Annotated in this window: 16 protein-coding genes; 7 read left to right on the top strand and 9 right to left on the bottom strand. The window is 76.5% G+C overall.

The features are described 5' to 3' along the window. Window positions 1-77: 77 nt before the first annotated feature. Entirely contained in the window at window positions 78-1511 is a 1434-nt protein-coding gene (locus K1Y72_RS30795) for an aldehyde dehydrogenase (protein WP_220170027.1), read from the bottom strand. A gap of 128 nt (window positions 1512-1639) precedes the next feature. Here K1Y72_RS30795 and K1Y72_RS30790 point away from each other — a divergent pair, with 128 nt between their 5' ends. Further along, window positions 1640-2278, top strand: coding sequence for a mycothiol-dependent nitroreductase Rv2466c family protein (locus K1Y72_RS30790; protein ID WP_220170026.1), 639 nt, complete (start codon window positions 1640-1642; stop codon window positions 2276-2278). A gap of 12 nt (window positions 2279-2290) precedes the next feature. Here the strand turns inward: K1Y72_RS30790 and K1Y72_RS30785 are convergent, their stop codons facing one another. The 4 genes from K1Y72_RS30785 to K1Y72_RS30770 form a co-directional block, all read right to left on the bottom strand. Further along, window positions 2291-2761: a cytidine/deoxycytidylate deaminase family protein gene (locus tag K1Y72_RS30785; RefSeq protein ID WP_372453047.1), complete on the bottom strand. Its 471-nt coding sequence runs from the start codon at window positions 2759-2761 to the stop codon at window positions 2291-2293. Next, entirely contained in the window at window positions 2754-3440 is a 687-nt protein-coding gene (locus tag K1Y72_RS30780; RefSeq protein WP_220170025.1) for a RibD family protein, read from the bottom strand. The genes K1Y72_RS30785 and K1Y72_RS30780 overlap by 8 nt, the downstream gene beginning before the upstream one ends. 66 nt (window positions 3441-3506) lie before the next feature. Further along, window positions 3507-4421 carry an MBL fold metallo-hydrolase gene (locus K1Y72_RS30775; RefSeq protein WP_220170024.1) on the bottom strand — a complete coding sequence of 305 codons (915 nt, stop codon included), beginning with the start codon at window positions 4419-4421 and terminating at the stop codon, window positions 3507-3509. Between the two features lie 67 nt (window positions 4422-4488). Beyond that, on the bottom strand, window positions 4489-6417 hold the full coding sequence (locus K1Y72_RS30770; protein WP_220170023.1) for a hypothetical protein: 1929 nt from the start codon (window positions 6415-6417) through the stop codon (window positions 4489-4491). Between the two features lie 85 nt (window positions 6418-6502). Here K1Y72_RS30770 and K1Y72_RS30765 point away from each other — a divergent pair, with 85 nt between their 5' ends. Both K1Y72_RS30765 and K1Y72_RS30760 read left to right on the top strand, forming a co-directional pair. Further along, window positions 6503-7636: an exonuclease SbcCD subunit D gene (locus K1Y72_RS30765; protein ID WP_220170022.1), complete on the top strand. Its 1134-nt coding sequence runs from the start codon at window positions 6503-6505 to the stop codon at window positions 7634-7636. Window positions 7637-7748: 112 nt separating this feature from the next. After that, a complete protein-coding gene (locus tag K1Y72_RS30760; RefSeq protein WP_220170021.1) occupies window positions 7749-10721 on the top strand; it encodes an AAA family ATPase in 2973 nt (990 codons plus the stop codon). Here the strand turns inward: K1Y72_RS30760 and K1Y72_RS30755 are convergent. From K1Y72_RS30755 to K1Y72_RS30745, 3 genes are read right to left on the bottom strand one after another with little or no spacing between them, the layout of a single operon-like run. Continuing rightward, window positions 10718-11899: a hypothetical protein gene (locus K1Y72_RS30755; protein WP_220170020.1), complete on the bottom strand. Its 1182-nt coding sequence runs from the start codon at window positions 11897-11899 to the stop codon at window positions 10718-10720. The genes K1Y72_RS30760 and K1Y72_RS30755 overlap by 4 nt on opposite strands. Continuing rightward, window positions 11896-13875, bottom strand: coding sequence for a hypothetical protein (locus K1Y72_RS30750; protein ID WP_220170019.1), 1980 nt, complete (start codon window positions 13873-13875; stop codon window positions 11896-11898). Before K1Y72_RS30750 ends, K1Y72_RS30755 begins: the two co-directional genes overlap by 4 nt. Window positions 13876-13891: 16 nt before the next feature. Next, the gene (locus tag K1Y72_RS30745; RefSeq protein ID WP_220170018.1) at window positions 13892-15541 is read right to left on the bottom strand and encodes a serine/threonine-protein kinase; all 1650 of its coding nucleotides are present in this window, start codon (window positions 15539-15541) and stop codon (window positions 13892-13894) included. Window positions 15542-15695: 154 nt separating this feature from the next. On the opposite strand from K1Y72_RS30745, the gene K1Y72_RS30740 reads away from it, so the two are divergent. From K1Y72_RS30740 to K1Y72_RS30725, 4 genes are read left to right on the top strand one after another with little or no spacing between them, the layout of a single operon-like run. Continuing rightward, complete coding sequence (locus K1Y72_RS30740) at window positions 15696-17039, top strand: NtaA/DmoA family FMN-dependent monooxygenase (protein ID WP_220170017.1); 1344 nt, start codon at window positions 15696-15698, stop codon at window positions 17037-17039. Beyond that, window positions 17039-18241 carry an LLM class flavin-dependent oxidoreductase gene (locus K1Y72_RS30735; RefSeq protein WP_220170016.1) on the top strand — a complete coding sequence of 401 codons (1203 nt, stop codon included), beginning with the start codon at window positions 17039-17041 and terminating at the stop codon, window positions 18239-18241. Before K1Y72_RS30740 ends, K1Y72_RS30735 begins: the two co-directional genes overlap by 1 nt. Then, a complete protein-coding gene (locus tag K1Y72_RS30730) occupies window positions 18238-19293 on the top strand; it encodes an LLM class flavin-dependent oxidoreductase (protein WP_220170015.1) in 1056 nt (351 codons plus the stop codon). Before K1Y72_RS30735 ends, K1Y72_RS30730 begins: the two co-directional genes overlap by 4 nt. Continuing rightward, window positions 19290-20432, top strand: coding sequence for an LLM class flavin-dependent oxidoreductase (locus K1Y72_RS30725; RefSeq protein WP_220170014.1), 1143 nt, complete (start codon window positions 19290-19292; stop codon window positions 20430-20432). Before K1Y72_RS30730 ends, K1Y72_RS30725 begins: the two co-directional genes overlap by 4 nt. Here K1Y72_RS30725 and K1Y72_RS30720 read toward each other — a convergent pair. Beyond that, entirely contained in the window at window positions 20419-20790 is a 372-nt protein-coding gene (locus K1Y72_RS30720) for a PH domain-containing protein (protein WP_220170013.1), read from the bottom strand. The genes K1Y72_RS30725 and K1Y72_RS30720 overlap by 14 nt on opposite strands. Window positions 20791-20836: the final 46 nt, after the last annotated feature.

Raw genomic sequence — 20836 nt, 5'->3', positions numbered from 1 at the left:
CGACCGGCCGGGCAACGGCTGAGGCCGGCGTCCACCGTTCGGTGGACGCCGGCCTCAGCCGGGGATGGCTCCGGGGGTCAGGACGGGCGCGGGATGGTCTTGTACTCCAGGTACGGCGACAGGCCCTCGGGGCCCATCTCGCGGCCGAGGCCGCTCGCCTTGTAGCCGCCGAACGGGGTGTTCGGCTCGATGATGTACATGTTGACGCCGCACGAGCCGGTGCGGATGCGGCGCGCCACGTCCACGCCGTGCGCGACGTCGCCGGTCCACACCGAGCCGCCGAGGCCGTAGTCGCTGTCGTTGGCGATGCGGACGGCGTCGTCCTCGCCGTCGTAGGGGATGAGCGCGAGCACCGGCCCGAAGATCTCCTCCTGGGCGATGCGCATGTCGTTGGTGACGTCGCCGAACACCGTCGGCGCCACGTACCAGCCGCGGTCGTGGGGGCGGCTCAGCCCGCCGGTGATGACCTTGGCGCCCTCGTCCTGGCCGATGCGGATGTAGTCCTCGACCCGCTCCTGCTGGCGGCGCGCGACGAGCGGCCCGATCTCGGTGCCGTAGTCGGCGGGGTCGCCGACGGTGAGGCCGCCGACCATCGCGGCGAGCGCGTCGGCGACCTCCTCGTAGCGGCCGCGCGGCGCCAGGATGCGGGTCTGCGCCGCGCACGCCTCGCCGTTGTTCATCAGCGACGCCATCTTGAAGCCCTCGATCGCGGCGCCGAGGTCGGCGTCCTCCAGGATGATCGCGGCGGACTTGCCGCCGAGCTCCAGCGTGACGGGCTTGAGCTGCTGCCCGCAGACCGACGCGATCTGCCGGCCGGCGGCGGTCGAGCCGGTGAAGGCGACCTTGTCGACGTCCTTGTGGGCGACGAGGTACGCGCCGACCTCGCGGCCCGCCGGGACGATGTTGACGACGCCCTCGGGGATGCCGGCCTCGGCGATCCACTCGGCGAGCAGGTAGCCGTCGAGGGGGGTCTCGGGGGAGGGCTTGGCGACGACGGTGCAGCCGGCGATGAGCGCGGGGGCGAGCTTCATCATCAGCGTGAACTGCGGGACGTTCCACGGGTAGATCGCCGCGACGACGCCGACCGGCTCGCGCACGACCGCGACCGGGCCGAGCATGCCGGTGCGCTCCTCCTCCCAGGCGAAGGAGGCGGCGAGGTCGACGTAGTACTGCAGCACCATCTGCGGCAGCGCGGCCTGCCCGAAGATGGAGAACAGGATCGGCGAGCCCATCTCGTCGGTGACCAGGTCGGCCATCGACTGCTGGCGCTCGGCGTAGATCGCCGACAGCCGGCCGAGCGCCGCGGCCCGCTCGGCGGGCGTCATCCGGGGCCAGGGGCCGTGGTCGAACGCCCTGCGGGCGGCGGCGACGGCGGCGTCCATGTCGGCCTCGGTCCCCTCGGGAACCCGGCCGATGACCTCCTCGGTGTGCGGGGAGACGACCTCGATGACGCCGGTGCCCGCCGGTGCCGTCCACTCGCCGCCGATGAAGAACCGGTCGTGCTCGCGCATGCTGGAACGCCTCCCTTGACCGAATGCTTGCTTGGTCACAGCATGGCACGGCGCCCCCCGGGATTGGCAAGAGCCGATGAGACGGCGGTCTCGGGCGAGCGGGCGCGATCGGCGGGTAGGGGAGGGGCATGACCGACACGCACGCTCGCTCCGCGGCGCACGCCGACTTCTGGTTCGACCCGTCCTGCCCGTTCACCTGGGCGACCTCGCGCTGGCTGCTGGAGGCCGCGCGGGCCCGGGGCTTCGCCATCACCTGGCGGGTGCTGTCGCTCGCCGCGCTGAACGAGCACCGCGACACCGACCCCGAGGGCGACACCGGCGGCTACCTGTGGCTGCCGGTGCGGGTCGCGCTCGCCGTCGAGCGCGGGCACGGCCAGGACGACCTCGCCGCCTTCTACACCGCCTACGGCACCCGTGTGCACGAGCGCGGCGCCGACGACGCCGTCAAGGTGTTCGAGGAGGCCCTCGCCGAGGCGGGCCTGCCCGGCGACCTGCTGCGCGCCGCCCTGGACGACGGCCTGGACGACGCCGTCCGCGCCTCCACCGCCGAGGGCCTGGAGCGGGTGGACGGCAACGAGGTGGGCAGCCCCATCATCGGCGTCACGGCGCCGGACGGGGCGCGCGGCGGCGTCTTCGGGCCCGTCCTGTCGCGGGTGCCGCGCGGCGAGGAGGCCGGGCGCCTCTGGGACGGGATCGCGGCGCTCGCCCCGGTGCGGGGCTTCAACGAGCTGAAGGGCGGCCCGCGCGGCGACCTGGACTTCTCCTAACTCCCGGCCGGATCAGGCGAGCAGGTGCGCGTTGGGTTCGCGGGCGCGCGCCGCCAGACCCGGCAGCTCGATGGTCTTCACGCCGTGCGCGGCCAGGTACTCCGCGCCGGTGCCCTCGACGAACAGCGACGGCTCGCGCCAGGCGAACACCACCCGGCGGATCCCGGCGCCGACGATGAGCTGCGAGCAGGTGCGGGGCCGCGACCGGCGGCGCCCGCACGGCTCCAGCGAGGAGTAGACCGTCGCGCCCTCCAGGGCGCCCGCCGCGACCGGTCCGGCGAGCTTGGCGAGCGCGGCCTCCTCGGCGTGGTCGTGCGGGTCGTGCTCGCGCGAGAAGCCGCGCGCCAGCTCGCGGCCGTCGGCGCCGACGACGACGGCGCCGACCGAGAACGCGGTGCGCGACGGGGGGCAGCGCGCGGCGAGGTCGCAGGCGAGCGCGAGCCAGTGCACGTCGCCGGGGTCGCCCATCGGCGCGTCAGCCACGGCTTCCGCCGATCACGTAGCGCAGCAGCGCCAGGTTGCCGATCCGGGTGATCTCCTCCAGCCGCATCGGCCGCGCCGGGTCCTGCGGGAACACCCCCGACCCGACGAACCGCGGCGCGGACGGGTCGCCGATGAAGAACGGCGCGACCACCAATTGCAGCTCGTCGACCAGGCCGGCGGTCAGGAACCGGGTGTGGACGCCGCCGCCGCCCTCCACCATCAGCCGCTTCACCCCGCGCGCCACCAGGTCCTCCAGCACGACCGGCAGCTCCAGCGGCTCCCCGGCGTCGATGACCTCGGCGGCGGTGCCGAGCCGCGCCGCGAGCGGCCCGGCCGTCGCGGTCGGCGCGTACACGAGCTTGGGGGACTCCCCGGTGGTGAAGAACCGCGCCGCCGGGTCCAGGTCGCCCGACCAGGTCAGCGTCACCTTGGTCAGGTCGCCGGGGGCGCCGCGCGCGATCCGCTTGGACCGCCGCGTCTCCGAGCGGATCAGCAGCTTCGGGTCGTCGCGGCGCACGGTGTTCGCGCCGACCAGGATGGCGTCGCAGCCCGCCCGCACGCCGTCCACGCGGTCGAAGTCGGCGGGGCTGGACAGCCGGAGCCGCTCGGGCGACGCGTCGTCGATGTACCCGTCGACCGACATCGCGCAGCTCAGCAGCACGTAGGGACGCTCACTCACGCGGTCACTCTAGGGGAGGCCGCGAGGGTGCGCACAGCGTGACCGTGATCTCACCCGGAGTGGCGATCAGGCCAGGCAGGTGGGGATCCGCCCGTTGTTGTACTCCACCATCTCCAGGATGACCGCCATCGTCTCCAGCGGCGCCCCGGGCGCCTCGCCGAGCTCCTCGGCGTAGGCGCGGTGCAGGTTGGCGACGAGGCGCTCGGCGTCGGTCCACTCCCGGTAGGGGCCGAGGTCGGTCTCGCGGGCCAGCGCGAGCGGCCGCACCCCCGCCGCGACGCCGTCGCGGGCGAGCTCCTGGAGCCAGCGCAGGTAGCCCTCGGTCCAGTCGAACAGCTCGGGCCCGCACACCGGGCCGTGCCCGGGGACGATCGTCTCGGCGCCGAGGGCGCGCAGCTCCTCCAGCGTCGCCAGCCAGCCCGAGACCGACCCCATGAGCGCGAACGGCGTCCCCCCGTTGAAGATCAGGTCGCCGGCGAACAGCACCCGCTGGCCGGGCAGCCACGCGACGACGTCGCCGGTGGTGTGCGCGGGACCGTGGTGGATCAGCTCCACCCGCAGGTCGCCGGCGTGCAGGGTGAGCCGGTCCGCGAACGTCACCGTCGGCGGGACGAGCCGGATGTCGCCCCACTCCACCTCGGTCCACAGCCGGGTGAGCGTGAGGCCCTGCTCGGCCATCTCGGCGGCGCAGTTCTCGTGCGCGACGAACGCCGCCTCGCGCGCGAACACCGCGTTGCCGTAGGTGTGGTCGCCGTGGAAGTGGGTGTTGACGACGGTGCGCGGCGGCAGCGGCGTCACCGCGGCGATCGCGTCGCGCAGCCCGAGCGCGCGGGCCTCGGTCGCCGCGGTGTCGATCACCGTGACCGCCTCGGGGCCGACCAGGAACCCGGCGTTGTTCAGGCACCAGGTGCCATCGGGCTGGATCCAGGCGTACACCCGGTCGGCGATCTCTTCCAGGTGGGGCGGCGGGGCCGTGCGCATGGCGAACTCCTGCGAGGTGGGGGCCGACCACGTTACGGGACGGCCCCGCCGCCGGGGGCCGGGCGCGTCAGTGCAGGGAGCGCAGGATCCGCAGGACGTCCTCGGCGGACACGCCCGCGCCGGCCTGCTCGGGGGCGCCCGCGTGGACCAGGTGCGCGCGGGCGGCGTCGGCGTCGCCGCGCCGGGCCGCGACCTCGGCCGCCGCCCGGTTCAGGTCACGGTGCCGCGGCTGCTCGGCGAGCTTGCGCTCCAGCAGCGGCCCCGCCTCCTCGTCGCGCTCGCAGGCCGCCAGAGCCACGGCCAGCTCGACCTCGGGGTCGAACAGGCTGTGCAGCATGAAGCCCGAGTAGCCGAGGCGGACGCGCGGGTGCACCTCCACGGCGGTGCGCGCCCACTCCAGGGCCTCCTCCGGGCGGTCCTGGCCGCGCAGCGACAGCGCCAGCCAGTACGCGGCCTCGTGCAGCGGCTCCCGGTCGTCGCGGGCGTCCCAGGCGATGCGCAGCAGCGGCTCGGCCTCGGCGTGCGCGCCGCGCCGCACCAGGGAGCGGCCCGCGAGCCACCCGCACCAGGGGACGCCGTTGCGGGCGGCCAGCGCCCACATCCGCTCGGCCTCCTGGGGGTCGCCGGACTCCTCCGAGCGGCCGCCGGCCCACCACGCGGCCCGGCCGTTCCCGAGGCGCGCGGCACGGCGCAGCCACAGCCCGGCGAGCAGCGTGCGGCCCGCCTTCAGGTACCGCTGCCCCAGCCACTCGATCAGCTCGACGTCGGCGGGGTCGGGGACTGCGGCCGCGGCGGCGCGCGCGTGGGCGGCCTCGGCGGCGGGCTCGACGCGCGGCAGGAGGAACCGGTCGAGGACGCCCGTCCGCTCGCGCAGCCGCGCCAGCTCCAGCAGCGCGCCGGGATGCCCGGCCCGCTCGGCGGCCTCGAACCAGCGGACGGCCTCGACCATCTCGTACCGGTCGCGCAGCACCGCGGCCAGCTCGAACGCGGCGGCGGCGTCCCCGGCGCCGGCGGCGGCCCGCAGGTCCGCACCGGGCGGGTCCGGCAGGACCATGGCGCGGTAACCGGGCAGCGCGTCGAGCGCGGCGGCGGGACCGTCCTCGTCGCCGAGGTCGCGGGCCTCGGTCAGCCAGCGCTCGGCCTCGTCCCAGCGGCCGAGCCCGATCTCGTGGCGGCCGAGGCTGAGCGCGGCGGAGGCGCCGCCGCGCGCGGCGGCGGCGCGGAGGCGCGCCCCGGCGCCGGCCAGGTCGCCGCGCTCCTTCAGGATCAGGCCGAGCAGGCGGTCGGCGAGGGGGTCGCCGGGGAAGCGCTCGGACGCGGCGGCCAGCACCCGTTCGGCCTCGGCGTCGCGGCCGAGGCCGTCCAGCAGCAGCGCCTTGGCCAGGTGCAGCCGCACGGCGTCGGCGGCCGCGATGGCGGCGTCGAGCACCTCCAGCGCGACGGGCACCAGGTGGGGGAGCCGCTCGTACTGGTCGGGCTCCAGGGGGACGTCGAGGCCGGCGGCGTACTCGGGGTCGGCGTCGGTCCGCGGGCGGTCGAGCGCGCCGGCCAGCTCCTCGGCCAGCTCCTCCATCTCCTCCAGCCGTCCCGCGGCGACGTGGTCGCCCGCGGCGGCGGCCTCGCGCAGCAGGCGCTCGCCCTCGGCGGTCTCGCCGCGCGCCAGCATCAGAATCGCGCCGTTGGTGGTGCACTCCAGGTGGCCGAGGGCGGTGCCGCGGGCGTACCAGGCGGCGGCGCCGTCGAGGTCGCCGGTGTCCTGGAGGAGGGTGGCGAGCCCGAACGCGCAGCCGCCGTCGTGGTCGGCGGCGGCGCGGTACCAGCGCTCGGCGCCCGCCAGGTCGCCGCGGTCGCGCAGCGCGATGCCGAGCGTCCGGGCGGCGAAGGCGTCCCCGGCCGCGGCCGGTTCCTCCAGCAGGGGCAGCGCGGCGTCGGTGTCCTTGCGGCCGAGCAGCTCCCGGGCCGCCTCCAGGGCGCTTTCGGGCGTTTCGTCGTTCATGCGACAGGTGTAGCAGAGATCATTTGGGGTGTTACGGCGTTTCCGGGCCGGATGTGCCGCCCGTGCTGCCTATGGTGTGTGCGACATGCGAATCCTGCACACCTCCGACTGGCACCTCGGCAGGTCCTTCCACCGCGAGGACCTGCTCGCCGCGCAGCGCGCCTTCGTCGACCACCTGGAGGCGACCGTCCGCGACGAGGGCGTGGACGTCCTGCTGGTCTCCGGCGACCTCTACGACCGCGCGCTGCCCCCGGTGGACGCCGTCCGGCTGTGCAACGAGGCGCTCGGCCGGCTGTCCGCGCACGCCCGCATCGTGCTGATCGCCGGCAACCACGACTCGGCGCACCGCCTCGGGTTCGGCGCCTCGCTGATGGACGCCGGCGGCGTCCACCTGCGCACCGACCCCGCCACCGTCGGCGAGCCCGTCCTCATCGACGGGACGGCGTTCTACCCGATCCCCTACCTGGAGCCCGAGCTCGTCCGCGACCCCTGGGAGCTGGCCGAGCGCAGCCACGCCGCCGCCCTCGGCGCCGCCATGGACCGCGTCCGCGCCGACCTCGCCGCGCGCCCGGCCGGGACGCGCTCGGTCGTCCTCGCCCACGCGTTCGTCACCGGCGGCGCCCCCAGCGACAGCGAGCGCGACATCTCCGTCGGCGGCTCGGCGCACGTGCCCGCCTCGGTGTTCGACGGCGTCGACTACGCCGCCCTCGGCCACCTGCACGGCAAGTGGGCCGTCACGCCCCGCGTCCGCTACTCCGGCTCGCCGATCGCCTACTCCTTCTCCGAGGAGCACCACGTCAAGGGCTACTGGCTGATCGACCTGCGCGACGACGGCACCCTGGACGACCGCTTCGTCGAGGCGCCCGTCCCGCGCCCCCTCGCCCGCCTGCGCGGCCGCCTGGACGACCTGCTCGACGACGAGGCGCACGAGGAGCTGGTCGGCCACTGGCTCCAGATCACCCTCACCGACCCGCAGCGCCCCGCGAACCCGATGGAGCGGCTGCGCGCCCGCTTTCCGCACGCCCTGGTGCTGAACTTCGAGCCCGACCGCGACGGCGCCGCCGACGACCGCACCTGGTCCGACCGCGTCCGGGGCCGGTCGGAGCTGGAGGTGGCCGGCGACTTCGTCACCGAGATGACCCTCGCCCCCGCCACCGCCACCGAGCTGGCCCTGCTCCGCGAGGCGTTCGAGGAGTGCCGCGACAAGGAGGTCTCATGAGGGAGCCGGAAGGGCGCGGCGTCGCCTGGACTGAGGAGCGACGGGAGCGCAGCGACCAGAGCGACGAGGGAAGGCGGCGCCTCAAGGCGCCCTGCAGGCGACCGGGGGCACGGTGAGGCTGCACCGGCTGGAGATCACCGCGTTCGGGCCGTTCGCCGGTTCGGCGGCGATCGACTTCGAGGCGCTGTCGGACGCCGGGCTGTTCCTCGTGCGGGGCCGCACCGGCGCCGGCAAGACCTCCGTCCTGGACGCCGTCTGCTTCGCCTTCTACGGGCGCGTCCCCGGCGCCCGCCGGCACAGCGACAACCTGCGCAGCGACCACGCCGCCGCCGGCGCCGCCCCGCAGGTGGTGCTGGAGACCACCGTCCGGGGGCGCCGCCTGCGGATCACCCGGTCGCCCGCCTGGCAGCGGCCCAAGCTGCGCGGCACCGGCACCACCCTCCAGCAGGCCAAGGTGCTGGTGGAGGAGCACGAGCGCGGGTCCTGGAAGATGCTGGCCACCCGGCTGGACGAGGCCGGCGACTTCCTGACCGGCCTGCTCGGCATGAGCGACGCCCAGTTCTGCCAGGTCGCGATGCTGCCGCAGGGCCAGTTCGCCGACTTCCTGCGCGCCAAGGCCGACGCGCGCCGCGAGGTGCTGTCGCGGCTGTTCGCCACCCAGGTGTTCGCCGACATGGAGAAGTGGCTCGTCGAGCGGCGCCGCGCCACCCGCGCCGACGCCGACCTGCTCGGCGCGGCCGCCGTCGCCACCGGCCGCCTGGTCGGCGAGGTCGCCCGCACCGGCCCGCCCGGCGAGGACGACCCCGCCCTGCTGCCCGCGTTCGCCGCCGAGCTCGCCGCCGCCCACGACGACGTCCGCGCCGTCACCGCGGACCTGCTCGCCGGAACCGCCGCCGCCCTGGACACCGCCCGCACCGCGCTCGCCGACGGCCGCGCCGTCGCCGACCTGCGCCGCCGCCACGCCGACGCCCTCGACGTGCAGCGCAAGCTGAACGAGCGCGCCGAGGAGCGCGCCCTCATCGACGGGCGCCTGGAGGCCGCCGCCCGCGCCGACCGCGTCGTCCCGCTGGTGCGGGCGCTCCGCGACCGCGAGCAGCGCGCCGCGCAGGCCGCCCGCTGGGCCGCCGAGACCCGCGCCGCGACCGCCGGGCTCGTCCCGCCGGACGCCCCCGAGGACGTCCTCGCCAAGGCCGAGCAGACCGGCCGCGCCGAGATCGCCGTCCTGGAGGGCCACCGCGCCACCGTCGCCCGCCTGCGCGATCTCGCCGCCGCCCGCGCGGACGCCCACCGCGAGCTCGACCGGCTCGGCCCCGAGCGCGACCGGCTCGCCGCCGCGCTGGAGGCGCTGCCCGCCGACATCGGCGACCGCCGCGCGTCCCTGGAGACCGCGCGCCTCGCCGCCGCCGGACGCGAGGGCGCCGCCGCCCGCGTCGCCGACGCGCGGCGCCTGCGGGACGCCGCGCTCCGCCGCGACCGGCTGGACGGCCTGCTCGGCGACGCCGAGGACGCCCACCGCGCCGCCGTCGACGCCGCGCAGGCCGCCCGCGACCGCGTCCAGGAACTCCGGCAGGCCCGCCTGGAGGGCATGGCCGCCGTGCTCGCCGCCGACCTGGCGCCCGGCGCACCGTGCCTGGTGTGCGGGTCGGCCGAGCATCCCGCGCCCGCCACCGGCCTCGGCCTCGTCCCCGGCGAGGACGACGAGGCCCGCGCCGAGCAGGCCTACCAGGACGCCCAGGCCGCCCGCGACCGCGCGTCCGCGCGCGCCGCCGAGCTGCGCGCCGAGCACGACGCCGCCCGCACCGAGGCCGGCGAGGAACCCGCCGGGCACTACGCGGACGCGCTCGCCGCGGCCGAGGACGCCGAGCGCGACCTCGCCGGCGCCGCCGCCGACGCCGAACGCCACGCCGCCGCCCTGCACGCCCTGGAGCTGGAGGAGAAGCGGCACCGCGACCGCCACGACCGCGTCCAGCAGGACCTCGTCCGCCTGCGCTCCGACGACGCCGCGCGCGCCGATGAGGAGGAGCGCCTCCGCGCCGACCTCGCCGCCGCCCTCGGCGACGACGCCACGCTGGAGGAGCGCATCGCGCGCGTGACCGGCGAGGCCGACGCCCTCGCCCGCGCCGCCGACGCCCTGCGCGGGGAGGCCGCCGCCGCCGAGGAGCTGGCCGCCGCCCGCGCCGCCGCCGAGGGCGCCGCCGCCGAGCAGGCGTTCCGCACCCCCGAGGAGGCCGTCGAGGCCGCCCTCGACGACGAGGAGCAGGCGCCGCTGCGCGACAAGGTCCGCTGGTTCGACGAGCAGAAGGTCCGCGCCGCCGCCGTCCTCGGCGACCGGGACGTGCGGGCGGCCGCCGCCGGCCCCGCCCCCGACCTGGACGCGCTGCACGCCGCGCACGCCGCGGCCGAGGACGCGCACGCCGCCGCGACCGGCGCCGCCGACCGCGCCCACCGCCGCAGCGCCCGCCTCGGCGAGCTGCGCGCCCGCCTCGCCGGCGAGATCCGGGCCTGGCGGCCCGCCGCCGACCGCCACGCCGTCGCCAAGCGCATGGCCGACCTCGCCACCGGCGGGCCGGGCGTCAACCGGCACGCCATGTCGCTGTCGGCGTACGTGCTCGCCGCCCGCCTGGAGCAGGTCGTGGCCGCCGCCAACGCGCGCCTGGACCGCATGTCGGGCGGCCGCTACGTCCTCGACCACACCATCGACAAGGCCGCCGGCGACCACGGCCGCAAGGCGACCGGCGGCCTCGGCCTGCGCGTCCTGGACTCCTGGACGGGCCGGTTCCGCGACCCGGTCACCCTGTCGGGCGGCGAGTCGTTCATCACCTCCCTCGCCCTCGCCCTCGGCCTCGCCGACGTCGTCACCGCCGAGGCCGGCGGCACCGAGATCGGCACGCTGTTCGTCGACGAGGGCTTCGGCACCCTGGACGAGGACACCCTCGACGAGGTCATGGACGTCCTGGACGGCCTGCGCGACGGCGGCCGCGCCGTCGGCATCGTCAGCCACGTCGCCGAGCTGCGCGCCCGCATCCCCGCCCAGCTCCACGTCACCAAGGGCCGCGCCGGCTCCACCGTCCGCGTCGAGGTCTAGCCGGGGCCGGCGACGCCCCAGTGCGCGAGGACGCGGGCGGGCAGCGCCAGGGGCAGCCAGGACGCGACGGCGCGCGCCAGCGCGGGATCGGGCCGCTCGTCCCGGGCGATCAGCAGGTCCAGGGCGTTGAGGCGGCCGTCCTCGTCATCGGCGGGGACGCGGCGGGCGGTCTCCAGCACCGCGGCGAGCGGGCCGCGCCAGCGCTGGTCGCCCGCCACCATCATCGCGAGGATCGCCGCGTCCAGCAGCGCCGCCTCGGCCGACCCGGGATCCTCCAGCGCCGCGGGCGGGGGAGCGGCGGCGTAGCCGGCGAGCGCCGCCGCGGCCTCGCCCGCCAGCCCGGCGACGCGGGCGCCCTCGCAGGCGGCGAGCCGCACCCGGACGTCGGGATGGCCGAGCCCGTCGCGGAACAGCGGCCCGAACACCCGCCGTACCGCGCGCTCCGCGCGGCTCCGGGCGCAGGCGGCGTGCAGCGCGGCGGCGGCGGTCTCGGGCGCGTCCGCGAGCAGGTGGCGGACGAGCGCGGCCGCGTCGCCGGCGGGGAGGGCACCGACGATCTCGCCGAGCGGATGCCCGGACCAGCGCCACCACCGGCCCCGGAACGGGTCGCCGCCGCGCAGCGCCGCCGCGACGGCGGCCGGGGCGCCGTCCGGCCACGGCAGCCCGTGGACGGCGAGGCACCACGCGGCGGCCAGGCGGGTGCGGGCGCCGTCCCCGGCGAGCGCCGACAGCAGCCACGGCACGGCCCCGCCGGGGTCCAGGCGGGCGGCGGCGGCGAGCAGCGACGCGCGGATCATCGGGACGTCCTCGGCGGCGTAGCGCTCGCGCAGCGCCGCCACCGGGAGGCCGCCGGGCGGGAACAGCCCGGCCAGCTCGACGGCGGTCGCGCGGAACCCCTCGTCGGGGTCGGCGAGCAGCCCGAGCACCAGCGGCGCCCGGGCCGCCAGCGCCGCCCGGACGGCGCCGAGGACGGCCGGATCGCCGTCGCGGGCCGCCGCGATGTCGACGGCGAGCCGCAGCAGATCCGCCCGGCCGGGCGCTCCGGTCCCGGCGGCGTCCAGAGCCTCCGCCAGCACGCCGGGCGCCGCCGCGTCCGCGCGGTCGTCGGGGAGGAGGGCGCGCAGGCAGAGGTCGTCGAGCGCGTCGCCGTCACCCTCGGCGGCCCGCTCGACCGTCACGCGCCCGCCCCGCGCTCGTCGAGGACGCGCAGCAGGACGCGCCGGGCGGTCCCGTCGTCGAAGTACAGGGGGGCGTCGCCCTCGACCGTCTCGCGGATCAGCGGCACCAGGGGTGCGATCGCGTCGCCGAGCTCGGCGACGGCGTCCTCCAGCCGGCGGTCGGCGCGGCGGTCGCGGAGCCGGTCCGCCAGGGCGTGCAGCAGCGGAGCGGCGTCGCCGGTGAGGCGGTGCAGGGTGATGCCGGCGCCGATGTCCGGCATGAACGGGGACGTCGCCGCCGCGCGCAGGGCGTCGGCGAGGGGCAGCGCCGCCGGGCCGAGGCGCGCGGCCAGGTCGAGCGCATCTCTGTAGAGGGCGTGCGCGGCCAGCACTTCGCGGGCGGTGTCCACCGCCACCGACGTGTCGCCGGTCAGGTCGAGCAGCAGCGCGGCGGCGGCCGTCCGCTGTGCGGCGCCGCCGCCTCCGGCGGCCGCGCGCAGCTCGTCCAAGCGGGCGGTGGCGTCCAGGCCGTGCGCGGCGGCGAGGCGGGCGGCGTCGACCGGGGCGGCGGTGGCGACGAACTCGTGCAGGTGGACGGGGTCGCCGGTGATCGCGAAGAGGGCTTCGGCGCGGGGCGCGGACGGCGGCGCGGCCAGCAGATCGGGGACGGCGGCCGCCGCTGCGGGGCCGATGGAGGCGAGCGCCCGCGCCGCCGGGACGTCGCCCGTCCGCGACGCGGCGGCGAGCTCGGGGACGGCGGGCGCGGCGGCCGGGCCCCAATGAGCCAGGAGCCGCGCCGCGCCGCTATCGGGCAGGAGCGCCCGGACCGCCGCCAGCAGCGCCGGGTCGGGGGCCTCATCCCGGACGATCAGCAGCTCCAGCGCGTTCAGCCGGAAGTCCTCGCCCGGCGCGCCGGTGACGCGGCGCCCGGCGGACAGCACCGCGGCGAGCGGGCCGCGCCAGCGCTGGTCGCCCGCCAGCATCATCGTCAGCAGCGCCGAGTCCAGGAGCCGTGCCTCGGCCGAATCCGGCTCGTTCAGCGCGGCCGGGGGCGGGTCGGCGACGAAGCCTGCGAGCGCCCGCACGGCCTCGCCGAGGCGTCCGGCGGCGCGGGCGCCGACGGAACCGGCCAGCCGGACGGCGGCGTCGGGATGCGCGAGGCCCTCCAGGAACAGCGGCGCGAACGCCCGCTGCGCCGAACGCGACACGCGGCAGCGCTCGGCAACGGCCGCCAGCGCCCTGACGGCGCTCCCCGGCCCGTCCGCCAGCATCGCGCGGCCGAGGCCGAGCGCGTCGTCCAGGGGGAGCGAGTCGAAGATGTCGTCGAGCGGCCGGTAAGACCACATCCACCTGCCGCCGCCGAACGGGTCATCGGCGCGCAGGGCCGTTACGACGGCCGCGGTGGCGCCTTCCGGCCACGGCAGCCCGTTGACCGCGACCGCCCAGGCGGCGCCGGCGCGGACGGCGTCGTCGTCCTCGCCGAACGCCGACGCCAGCCAGGGCGCGGCGTCTTCCGGGTGCAGCCGGGCCGCCGCCGCGAGCAGCGAGGCCCGCATGACCGGGGTCGCCTCGGCGGCGTAGCGCGCGCGCAGCGTCTCCAGCGGAACGCCCCCGGACGGCAGATGCCCCGCCAGGTGGACGGCGGCCGCGCGGACCTCGTCATCGCGGTCGGCGAGCAGCGGCAGGACCAGCGGAGTCTTGGCCGCCAGGACGGCCTGCACGTCGGCGAGCACCTGATCGTCGGCGTCGCGGCTCTCCGCGGCCGCCCCCGCCAGATGCAGCAGCCCCACCCGCCCGGCCGTGCCGGGATCGGCGGCCAGGTCCAGCACCAGCGGCAGCGCGACGGGCGTCGCGGTGTAGAGCGTGCCCTGATGCACGATGCTGCCGAACAGCTCCGACAGCGCCTCGCCGTCGCCCGCCGCCGCGTCCCGGATCAGGTCCCCGACATCGGCCGCGGAACCGTAGGCGTGGTCCAGCGCGGACCAGTCGATCGTCACCCCGGCAGCCTAGGCGTCAGGTGGTGCGCAGGGTGGCGAAGAACGTCTCGAAGATCGTGCGGCTGCCCGCCCAGTCCTCGGGGTGGGTGGACATGTTCACCGCGTACCCGCCGCCCGGCAGCGTGAAGGTCCGGTTCAGCTGGTGGAACGCCGAGTTCGCCGCGCCCTTGTCGGTGACGGTGTACTCCAGGTCGCACGCCGACGTCCCGTAGGCGACGCGCCCCAGGTAGAGGCGCTGGTACCCGGTCCAGGACGCCGGGGTGCCGCGGAAGGTGCTCTCCATCGCGTTGGAGGCGGCGACGGGCTCCCGCGTCGAGGCGCTGATGTAGATGGACCGGCCGGTGTTGTCGGTGAACTTGCGCTCGCTGTTCTGGCTGTCCCAGGCGATCTGCCAGTCCTGCGGGACGGCCGCCGAGTAGTGCAGCGTCGCGTCCTGGTAGGTCCGGTAGCCGGCCGGGACGGTGGGGGAGCCGGACGGGACGCCGGTCGGGCCGAGGACCGGGCTCGGCAGCGTCGACGACGGCGCGGGCGAGGCGGACGCGGCCGCGCGGCCGCCGTCCCCGCCCCGCTTCACCAGCAGCAGCACCGCGCCCGCGACGAGGGCGAGGAGCACGACGGCCGCCGCGGCGGCCAGCGGCCAGCGGGCCCGCGACGGGCGGTCCTGGACCGGAGGCCCGCCGCCCCAGGGCGGGGGCGGCGGACCGCCTGCCTGGAAAGGGAACGGCGACGGCGTCGCAGACGGCGGCAGGGTCGGCGGGGGCGCGGCCGTCATCGTCGCGGTCGGGTAGTGCCCGGCGTCGGCGTGCCCGGCGAGCGGGCCCGAGGCGGGCACGGCCGGTTCGGGGGCGGGCTCGCGCAGCGCGTGCTCCAGCAGCTCCTGCGCCCGGTCCAGGGACGGCCGCGCGCCCGGCTCGCGCTGCAGCAGCGCGGCGAGCACCGGCGCGAGCGCGCCCGCGTGCGGCGCCGGGTCCGGCGGCCGGGTGAGCAGCGCCGACACGATCGTCACGAACTCGGTGCCCTGGTAGGGCGGGCGGCCCTCGACGGCCGCGTACAGCGTCGCGCCGAGGCCCCACAGGTCGGTCGGCGGGCCGGTCGGGCGGCCGTCGGCCTGCTCGGGCGCCATGTAGGCGGGCGTGCCGAGCATCGTGCCCGCCTGGGTGAGCCGGACGTCCCCGGCGAGGGTGGACAGCCCGAAGTCGGTGATGACGGTGCGCCGCTCGGTGAGCAGAACGTTGCCCGGCTTGAGGTCGCGGTGCACGACCCCGGCCGCGTGCGCCTCGCGCAGCGCGTCCACCAGGTCGAGCCCGAGGCGCGCGGCGCGGTGCGGCGGCAGCGGCCCCTCGCGCGCGATCGTCTCGGCCAGCGACCGGCCGCGCACCAGCTCCATGACGATGACCGGCGACCCGGCGTCCTCGGTCACGTCGAACACCGTGATGATCCCCGGATGGCTCAGCCGGGCCGCGGTGCGCGCCTCGCGGACGGTGCGGGCCGCGAGCGTGCCGCGCGTCTCGGCGTCGACGCCCGCGGGCACCTCCAGCAGCTTCACCGCCACCTCGCGGTGCAGCATCTCGTCCCGGCCGCGCCAGACCGTGCCCATGCCGCCCCGCCCCACCGGCTCGGCCAGCCGGTACCGGCCGTTGATGAGGTCGCCCTCGCGTCCCGCCACCCCCCGAATGTGGCATGCCACGGCCCGTGGTGCCAAGGGGGGACGGCCGCGCTCCCCGTTGACATGAAAATCCAGTATTCCTACTATTTAAGTAGGTAATACTTTCCACGCCAGGACGCGGGACGCGCCGCGTTCCGGCCGAGGGAGCCTCCCGATGCCCAAGCAGATCCATCTCGCCGCGCACTTCCCCGGCGTCAACAACACCACGGTCTGGTCCGACCCGAACGCGGGCAGCCAGATCGACATCGCCTCGTTCGTCCACCTCGCGCGGACGGCCGAGCGCGGGAGGTTCGACTTCTTCTTCCTCGCCGAGGGCCTCCGGCTGCGCGAGCGCAAGGGCCTGATCCACGACCTGGACGTCGTCGGCCGCCCCGAGTCGCTCACCGTCCTCGCCGCCCTCGCCGGCGCCACCGAGCGCCTCGGGCTCGCCGCCACCGTCAACTCCACCTTCAACGAGCCCTACGAGCTGGCCCGCCGCCTCGCCACCCTGGACCACCTGAGCGACGGCCGCGCCGCCTGGAACGTCGTGACGAGCTGGGACGCCTTCACCGGCGAGAACTTCCGCCGCGGCGGCTACCTGGACGAGGCCGACCGCTACGCCCGCGCCAGGGAGACCCTCCAGACGGCCCGCGAGCTGTGGGACTCCTGGACCGACGACGCGATCGTCGCCGACCGGGAGTCAGGGGAGTTCGTCCGCCCCGGCCAGGGCGAGTTCCGTCACCGCGGCGAGCAGTTCGACATCTCCGGCCTGTTCTCCACCCCGCGCGGTCCGCAGGGCCACCCGGTCATCATCCAGGCGGGCGACTCCGAGGAGGGCCGCGAGTTCGCCGCCTCCGACGCCGACGTCATCTTCTCCCGGCACAGCCGCCTGGAGGAGGCCCGCACCTTCTACAAGGACGTCAAGAGCCGCCTCGCCAAGTACGGCCGCGCCGAGGACGACCTGAAGATCCTGCCCGCCGTCACCTTCGTCCTCGGCGCGACCGAGGAGGAGGCCGCCGAGCGCGCCGCGGCGATCCGCACCGCGCAGGTCTCCCCGCAGACCGCGCTCGCCTTCCTGGAGAGCGTCTGGGGCCGCGACCTGTCCGATCACGACCCCGACGGGCCGCTCCCGGCCGCCGACCCCGACCCGGACGAGAAGCTCGCCAAGGGCTGGGCCCGCTTCAACACCGACCGCGCCGCGCTCGCCCGCCAGTGGCGCAAGGTCGCCGAGGAGAAGAACCTCACCACCCGCGAGCTGGTCATCGAGGTCACCAGCCGGCAGACGTTCGTCGGCACCCCCGCGGCCGTCGCCGCCCAGCTCGACGAGTTCGTGCAGACCGGCGGCTCGGACGGCTTCATCCTCGCCCCCCACCTCACCCCGGGCGGCCTGGACGACTTCGTGGACGAGGTCGTCCCGCTGCTCCAGGAGCGCGGCGTGTTCCGCACCGAGTACACCGGCCCGACGCTGCGCGACCACCTCGGGCTCGCCGCGCCCCGCTTCCCCCGGAAGGACGCCTGATGACCACCGTGCACCGCGACCACGTGCACCTCGCCGTCGCCCTCGACGGTGCCGGCTGGCACCCCGCCGCCTGGCGCGAGGCGTCCGCGCGCCCCGCCGAGCTGTTCTCCGCCCGCTACTGGAGCGACCTCGTCGCCGAGGCCGAGCGCGGCCTGCTCGACCTGGTCACCTTCGAGGACCTCCTCGGCCAGCAGTCGTCGCGCCTGGAGGGCCCCGACGGCCGCACCGACCAGGTCCGCGGCCGCCTCGACGCCGTCCTGCTCGCCGCGCGCCTCGCCACCGTCACGTCCCACATCGGCCTCGTGCCGGCGACCAGCGTCACCCACACCGAGCCGTTCCACGTCGGCGCCGGCATCGCCTCCCTCGACCACGCCACGAACGGCCGCGCCGGCTGGCGCCCGCAGATCACCGCCTGGCCGCACCTGGCGGCGCACTTCGGCCGCCGCACCCTGCCCGACCTGGACGTCCACCACCTCCAGGCGCCCGGCACCCGCGAGACCGTCGCCGAGCTGTTCGCCGAGGCCGCCGACGCCGTCGAGGTCGTCCGCCGCCTCTGGGACAGCTGGGAGGACGGCGCCGAGATCCGCGACGCCGCCACCGGCCGCTTCATCGACCGCGACAAGCTGCACTACATCGACTTCCAGGGCGCGCACTTCAGCGTCCGCGGCCCCTCGATCACCCCGCGGTCCCCGCAGGGCCAGCCGCTCGTCACCGCCCTGGCCCATGACCGCGTCCCCTACGAGTTCGCCGCCCGCTCCGCCGACGTCGTGTACACCACCCCGCACTCGCGCGCGGACGCCGCCGCGATCATCGCCGAGGTCGAGGAGGCCGCCGTCACTGTCGGCCGCACCGGCGAGCCGCTGCGGGTCTTCGCCGACCTGCTGGTGTTCGTCGGCGCCGACGCCGCCGCCCGCAAGGAGCGGCTGGACGAGCTGGACGGCGCCCCGCTCGCCTCCGACGCGCTGATCGTCGCCGGCACCGCCGCCGAGCTCGCCGACCTCATCGAGGACTGGCGGGGCGCCGGCGTCGACGGGTTCCGGCTCCGCCCCGGCGGCCTGCCGCACGACCTCGCCGGCATCACCGGCGACCTCGTCCCCGAGCTCCAGCGGCGCGGGATCTTCCGCACCGCCTACGCCGAGGCGACGCTGCGCGAGCGGTTCGGCCTCGCCCGGCCCGCCAGCCGGTACGCGGCGGCCTCATGAAGTTCCTCGCGATCTCGCTCATCGTGCACGCGCCGGACCCCGTCACCGGCGCCCACACCTCCGTCACCGAACGCCTGCGCGAGGTCGTCGACAACGCCGTGCTCGCCGAGCAGCTCGGTTTCGATGGATTCGGCGTCGGAGAGCGGCATGAACGTCCGTTCCTGTCGTCGGCGCCGCCCGTGGTGCTCAGCCACATCGCGGCGCTCACCTCCACGATCCGGTTGTTCACCGCCGTCACCACGCTCAGCCTGCTCGACCCCGTCCGCGCGTTCGAGGACTACTCCACGCTCGACCACCTGTCCGGCGGCCGCCTCGAACTCATGATCGGCAAGGGGAACGGGGCGGCGCAGGCCAAGCTGTTCAGCGTCACCGCCGACGACCAGTGGGAGCGCAACCGCGAGGGCTACGAGCTGTTCCGCCGCCTCTGGCGCGAGGACCACGTCACCTGGTCGGGCGCCTACCGGCCCGCGCTGGACGGCGCCGAGGCCCTGCCGCGCCCGCTGCAGAAGCCCGTCCGCGTCTGGCACGGCAGCGCCACCAGCAAGGAGTCGGTCGAGCTCGCCGCCCTCTACGGCGACCCGCTGTTCTCGGCCAACGTCACCAATCCCGTCGAGCCCTACGCCGAGCTCGTCGCCCACTACCGCGAACGCTGGGCCCACCACGGCCACGACCCGGCGGACGCCCTGGTCGGCGCGGGCAGCGCCGGCTTCCACGCCGCCCGCCGCTCCCAGGACGCCGTCGAGGCGTACCGGCCGGTGTTCGAGGCGCGGCAGCGGATGTTCGCCGCGCACGGCGTCGCCCCCGTCTTCACCGACCTGGAGGACGCCATCGAGCGCAGCTCGGCGCTCATCGGCAGCCCGCAGCAGATCATCGACAAGGTGCACCGCTACCACCGGCGCCTCGGCCACGAGGTGATGCACGTCCAGGCCGACGCCGACGGCCTGCCGAAGGCCGCGCACCGCGCGTCGCTGGAGCTGCTGCACAGCGACATCGCGCCGGTGCTGCGCAAGGAGATCCCGAGCCGGCCGTTCCCCGAAGCGAGGCAGCCATGACGACCACGGTCCCCCTGTCCATCCTCGACCTCGCCCCCGTCGTCTCCGGCGGCACCCCCGCGCAGGCCCTCCGCGAGACCATCGCGACCGCCCGGCACGCCGAGCGGCTCGGCTATCACCGGTACTGGCTCGCCGAGCACCACTTCGCGCGCGGCGTCGCGTCGGCGGCGCCGCCCGTCCTCATCGCCCTCGTCGCCGCCGCGACCGAGCGCATCCGCGTCGGCTCGGGCGCCGTGCAGACCGGCCACTGGACGCCCGTCGCGATCGTCGAGCAGTTCGGCACCGTCGACGCCCTGCACCCCGGCCGCGTCGACCTCGGCCTCGGCCGCTCCGGGCAGCGCCGCGCCGAGCTCGCCGCGCGCGCGCAGCGGGCCGGCACCGCCCCGCCGCCGCCCGAGGAACGCGTGGTGGACGGCCTGCTCATCCCCAAGCCGTTCGACTTCAGCGTCCTCGCCGGCAGCCCCCTGCTGAGGGCCTACGGAGAACTGCTCCAGCAGCCCGGCGCCGAGACGCCCGACTTCGCCGACATCGTCGACGACATCGCCGGCCTGCTCGCCGGCACCTACCGCACCCCCGACGGCCTGCCCCTGCACGCCGTGCCCGGCGAGGGCGCCGGCGTCGAGCTGTGGATCCTCGGCAGCAGCGGCGGGCAGAGCGCGCAGGTCGCGGGGGAGCGCGGCCTGCCGTTCGCCGCCAACTACCACGTCGCGCCCTCGGCCGTCCTGGACGCCGTCAACGCCTACCGGGAGGCGTTCAAGCCCTCGGCCACCCTGGACGAGCCCTACGTCGTGGTGTCGGCCGACGTCGTCGTCGCCGACGACGACGCGGCCGCCCGCGAGCTCGCCGCCGCCTACCCGCTGTGGGTGCGCAGCATCCGCAGCGGCGAGGGCGCCATCCCGTTCCCCACCGCCGACGAGGTCGCCCGCCACCCCTGGACCGACGCCGACCGCGACCTGGTCGCCGACCGCGTCGCCACCCAGTTCACCGGCGCGCCCGGCACCGTCGCCGAACGCCTCGACACCCTGCGGCGCGTCACCGGCGCCGACGAGCTCCTCGTCACCACCATCACCCACGACCACGCCGCCCGCCTCCGCTCCTTCGAGCTCCTGGCGGCCGAATGGGGCCTCAGCTCGCCGTGATGTAGTGCAGGATCACGTCGTGGACGTGGTGGGTCTTCTCGTCGCCCCGGAACTGCATCTCGTAGGTCTGCGTCCCCACGTGGATCGCGATGGTGCCGCTGGAGAAGAACCCGCCCGTCCACGACCGGTCGCTCACCACGCTCACCGACGTGATCTTGCTGTAGGGGACGCTGGTGAGCGCCACCCGCTTGCCGACGAACGAGGAGTCCTGCACGATCACCCGCCGGTCGGTCAGCCCGATGAACCCGGTCCCGGTCCCGACCGCGTCGTACACCGCGATGATCTGCTCGCCGGGCAGCAGCCCGCTCTCGATCTGCTTGTACTGTCCCGACCGGTCGTGCGGAACGTCCTGAGCCACAGCGCCTCCCACCCTCACCGAAACCGCCCGCCCCGAGTCCACCACC

This window comes from Actinomadura parmotrematis (assembly GCF_019458805.1).
Taxonomy (GTDB): Bacteria; Actinomycetota; Actinomycetes; order Streptosporangiales; family Streptosporangiaceae; genus Spirillospora; species Spirillospora parmotrematis.
This window is presented reverse-complemented; position numbering and strand designations above follow the sequence as displayed.

Bases quoted from the DNA above. Each gene is read 5' to 3' on its own strand.
- K1Y72_RS30725 (WP_220170014.1), top strand. From the start codon at position 19,290: ATGACGACCACGGTCCCCCTGTCCATCCTCGACCTCGCCCCCGTCGTC.
- K1Y72_RS30765 (WP_220170022.1), top strand. From the start codon at position 6,503: ATGCGAATCCTGCACACCTCCGACTGGCACCTCGGCAGGTCCTTCCAC.
- K1Y72_RS30790 (WP_220170026.1), top strand. From the start codon at position 1,640: ATGACCGACACGCACGCTCGCTCCGCGGCGCACGCCGACTTCTGGTTC.
- K1Y72_RS30795 (WP_220170027.1), bottom strand. From the start codon at position 1,511: ATGCGCGAGCACGACCGGTTCTTCATCGGCGGCGAGTGGACGGCACCG.
- K1Y72_RS30735 (WP_220170016.1), top strand. From the start codon at position 17,039: ATGACCACCGTGCACCGCGACCACGTGCACCTCGCCGTCGCCCTCGAC.
- K1Y72_RS30740 (WP_220170017.1), top strand. From the start codon at position 15,696: ATGCCCAAGCAGATCCATCTCGCCGCGCACTTCCCCGGCGTCAACAAC.
- K1Y72_RS30730 (WP_220170015.1), top strand. From the start codon at position 18,238: ATGAAGTTCCTCGCGATCTCGCTCATCGTGCACGCGCCGGACCCCGTC.
- K1Y72_RS30770 (WP_220170023.1), bottom strand. From the start codon at position 6,417: ATGAACGACGAAACGCCCGAAAGCGCCCTGGAGGCGGCCCGGGAGCTG.
- K1Y72_RS30775 (WP_220170024.1), bottom strand. From the start codon at position 4,421: ATGCGCACGGCCCCGCCGCCCCACCTGGAAGAGATCGCCGACCGGGTG.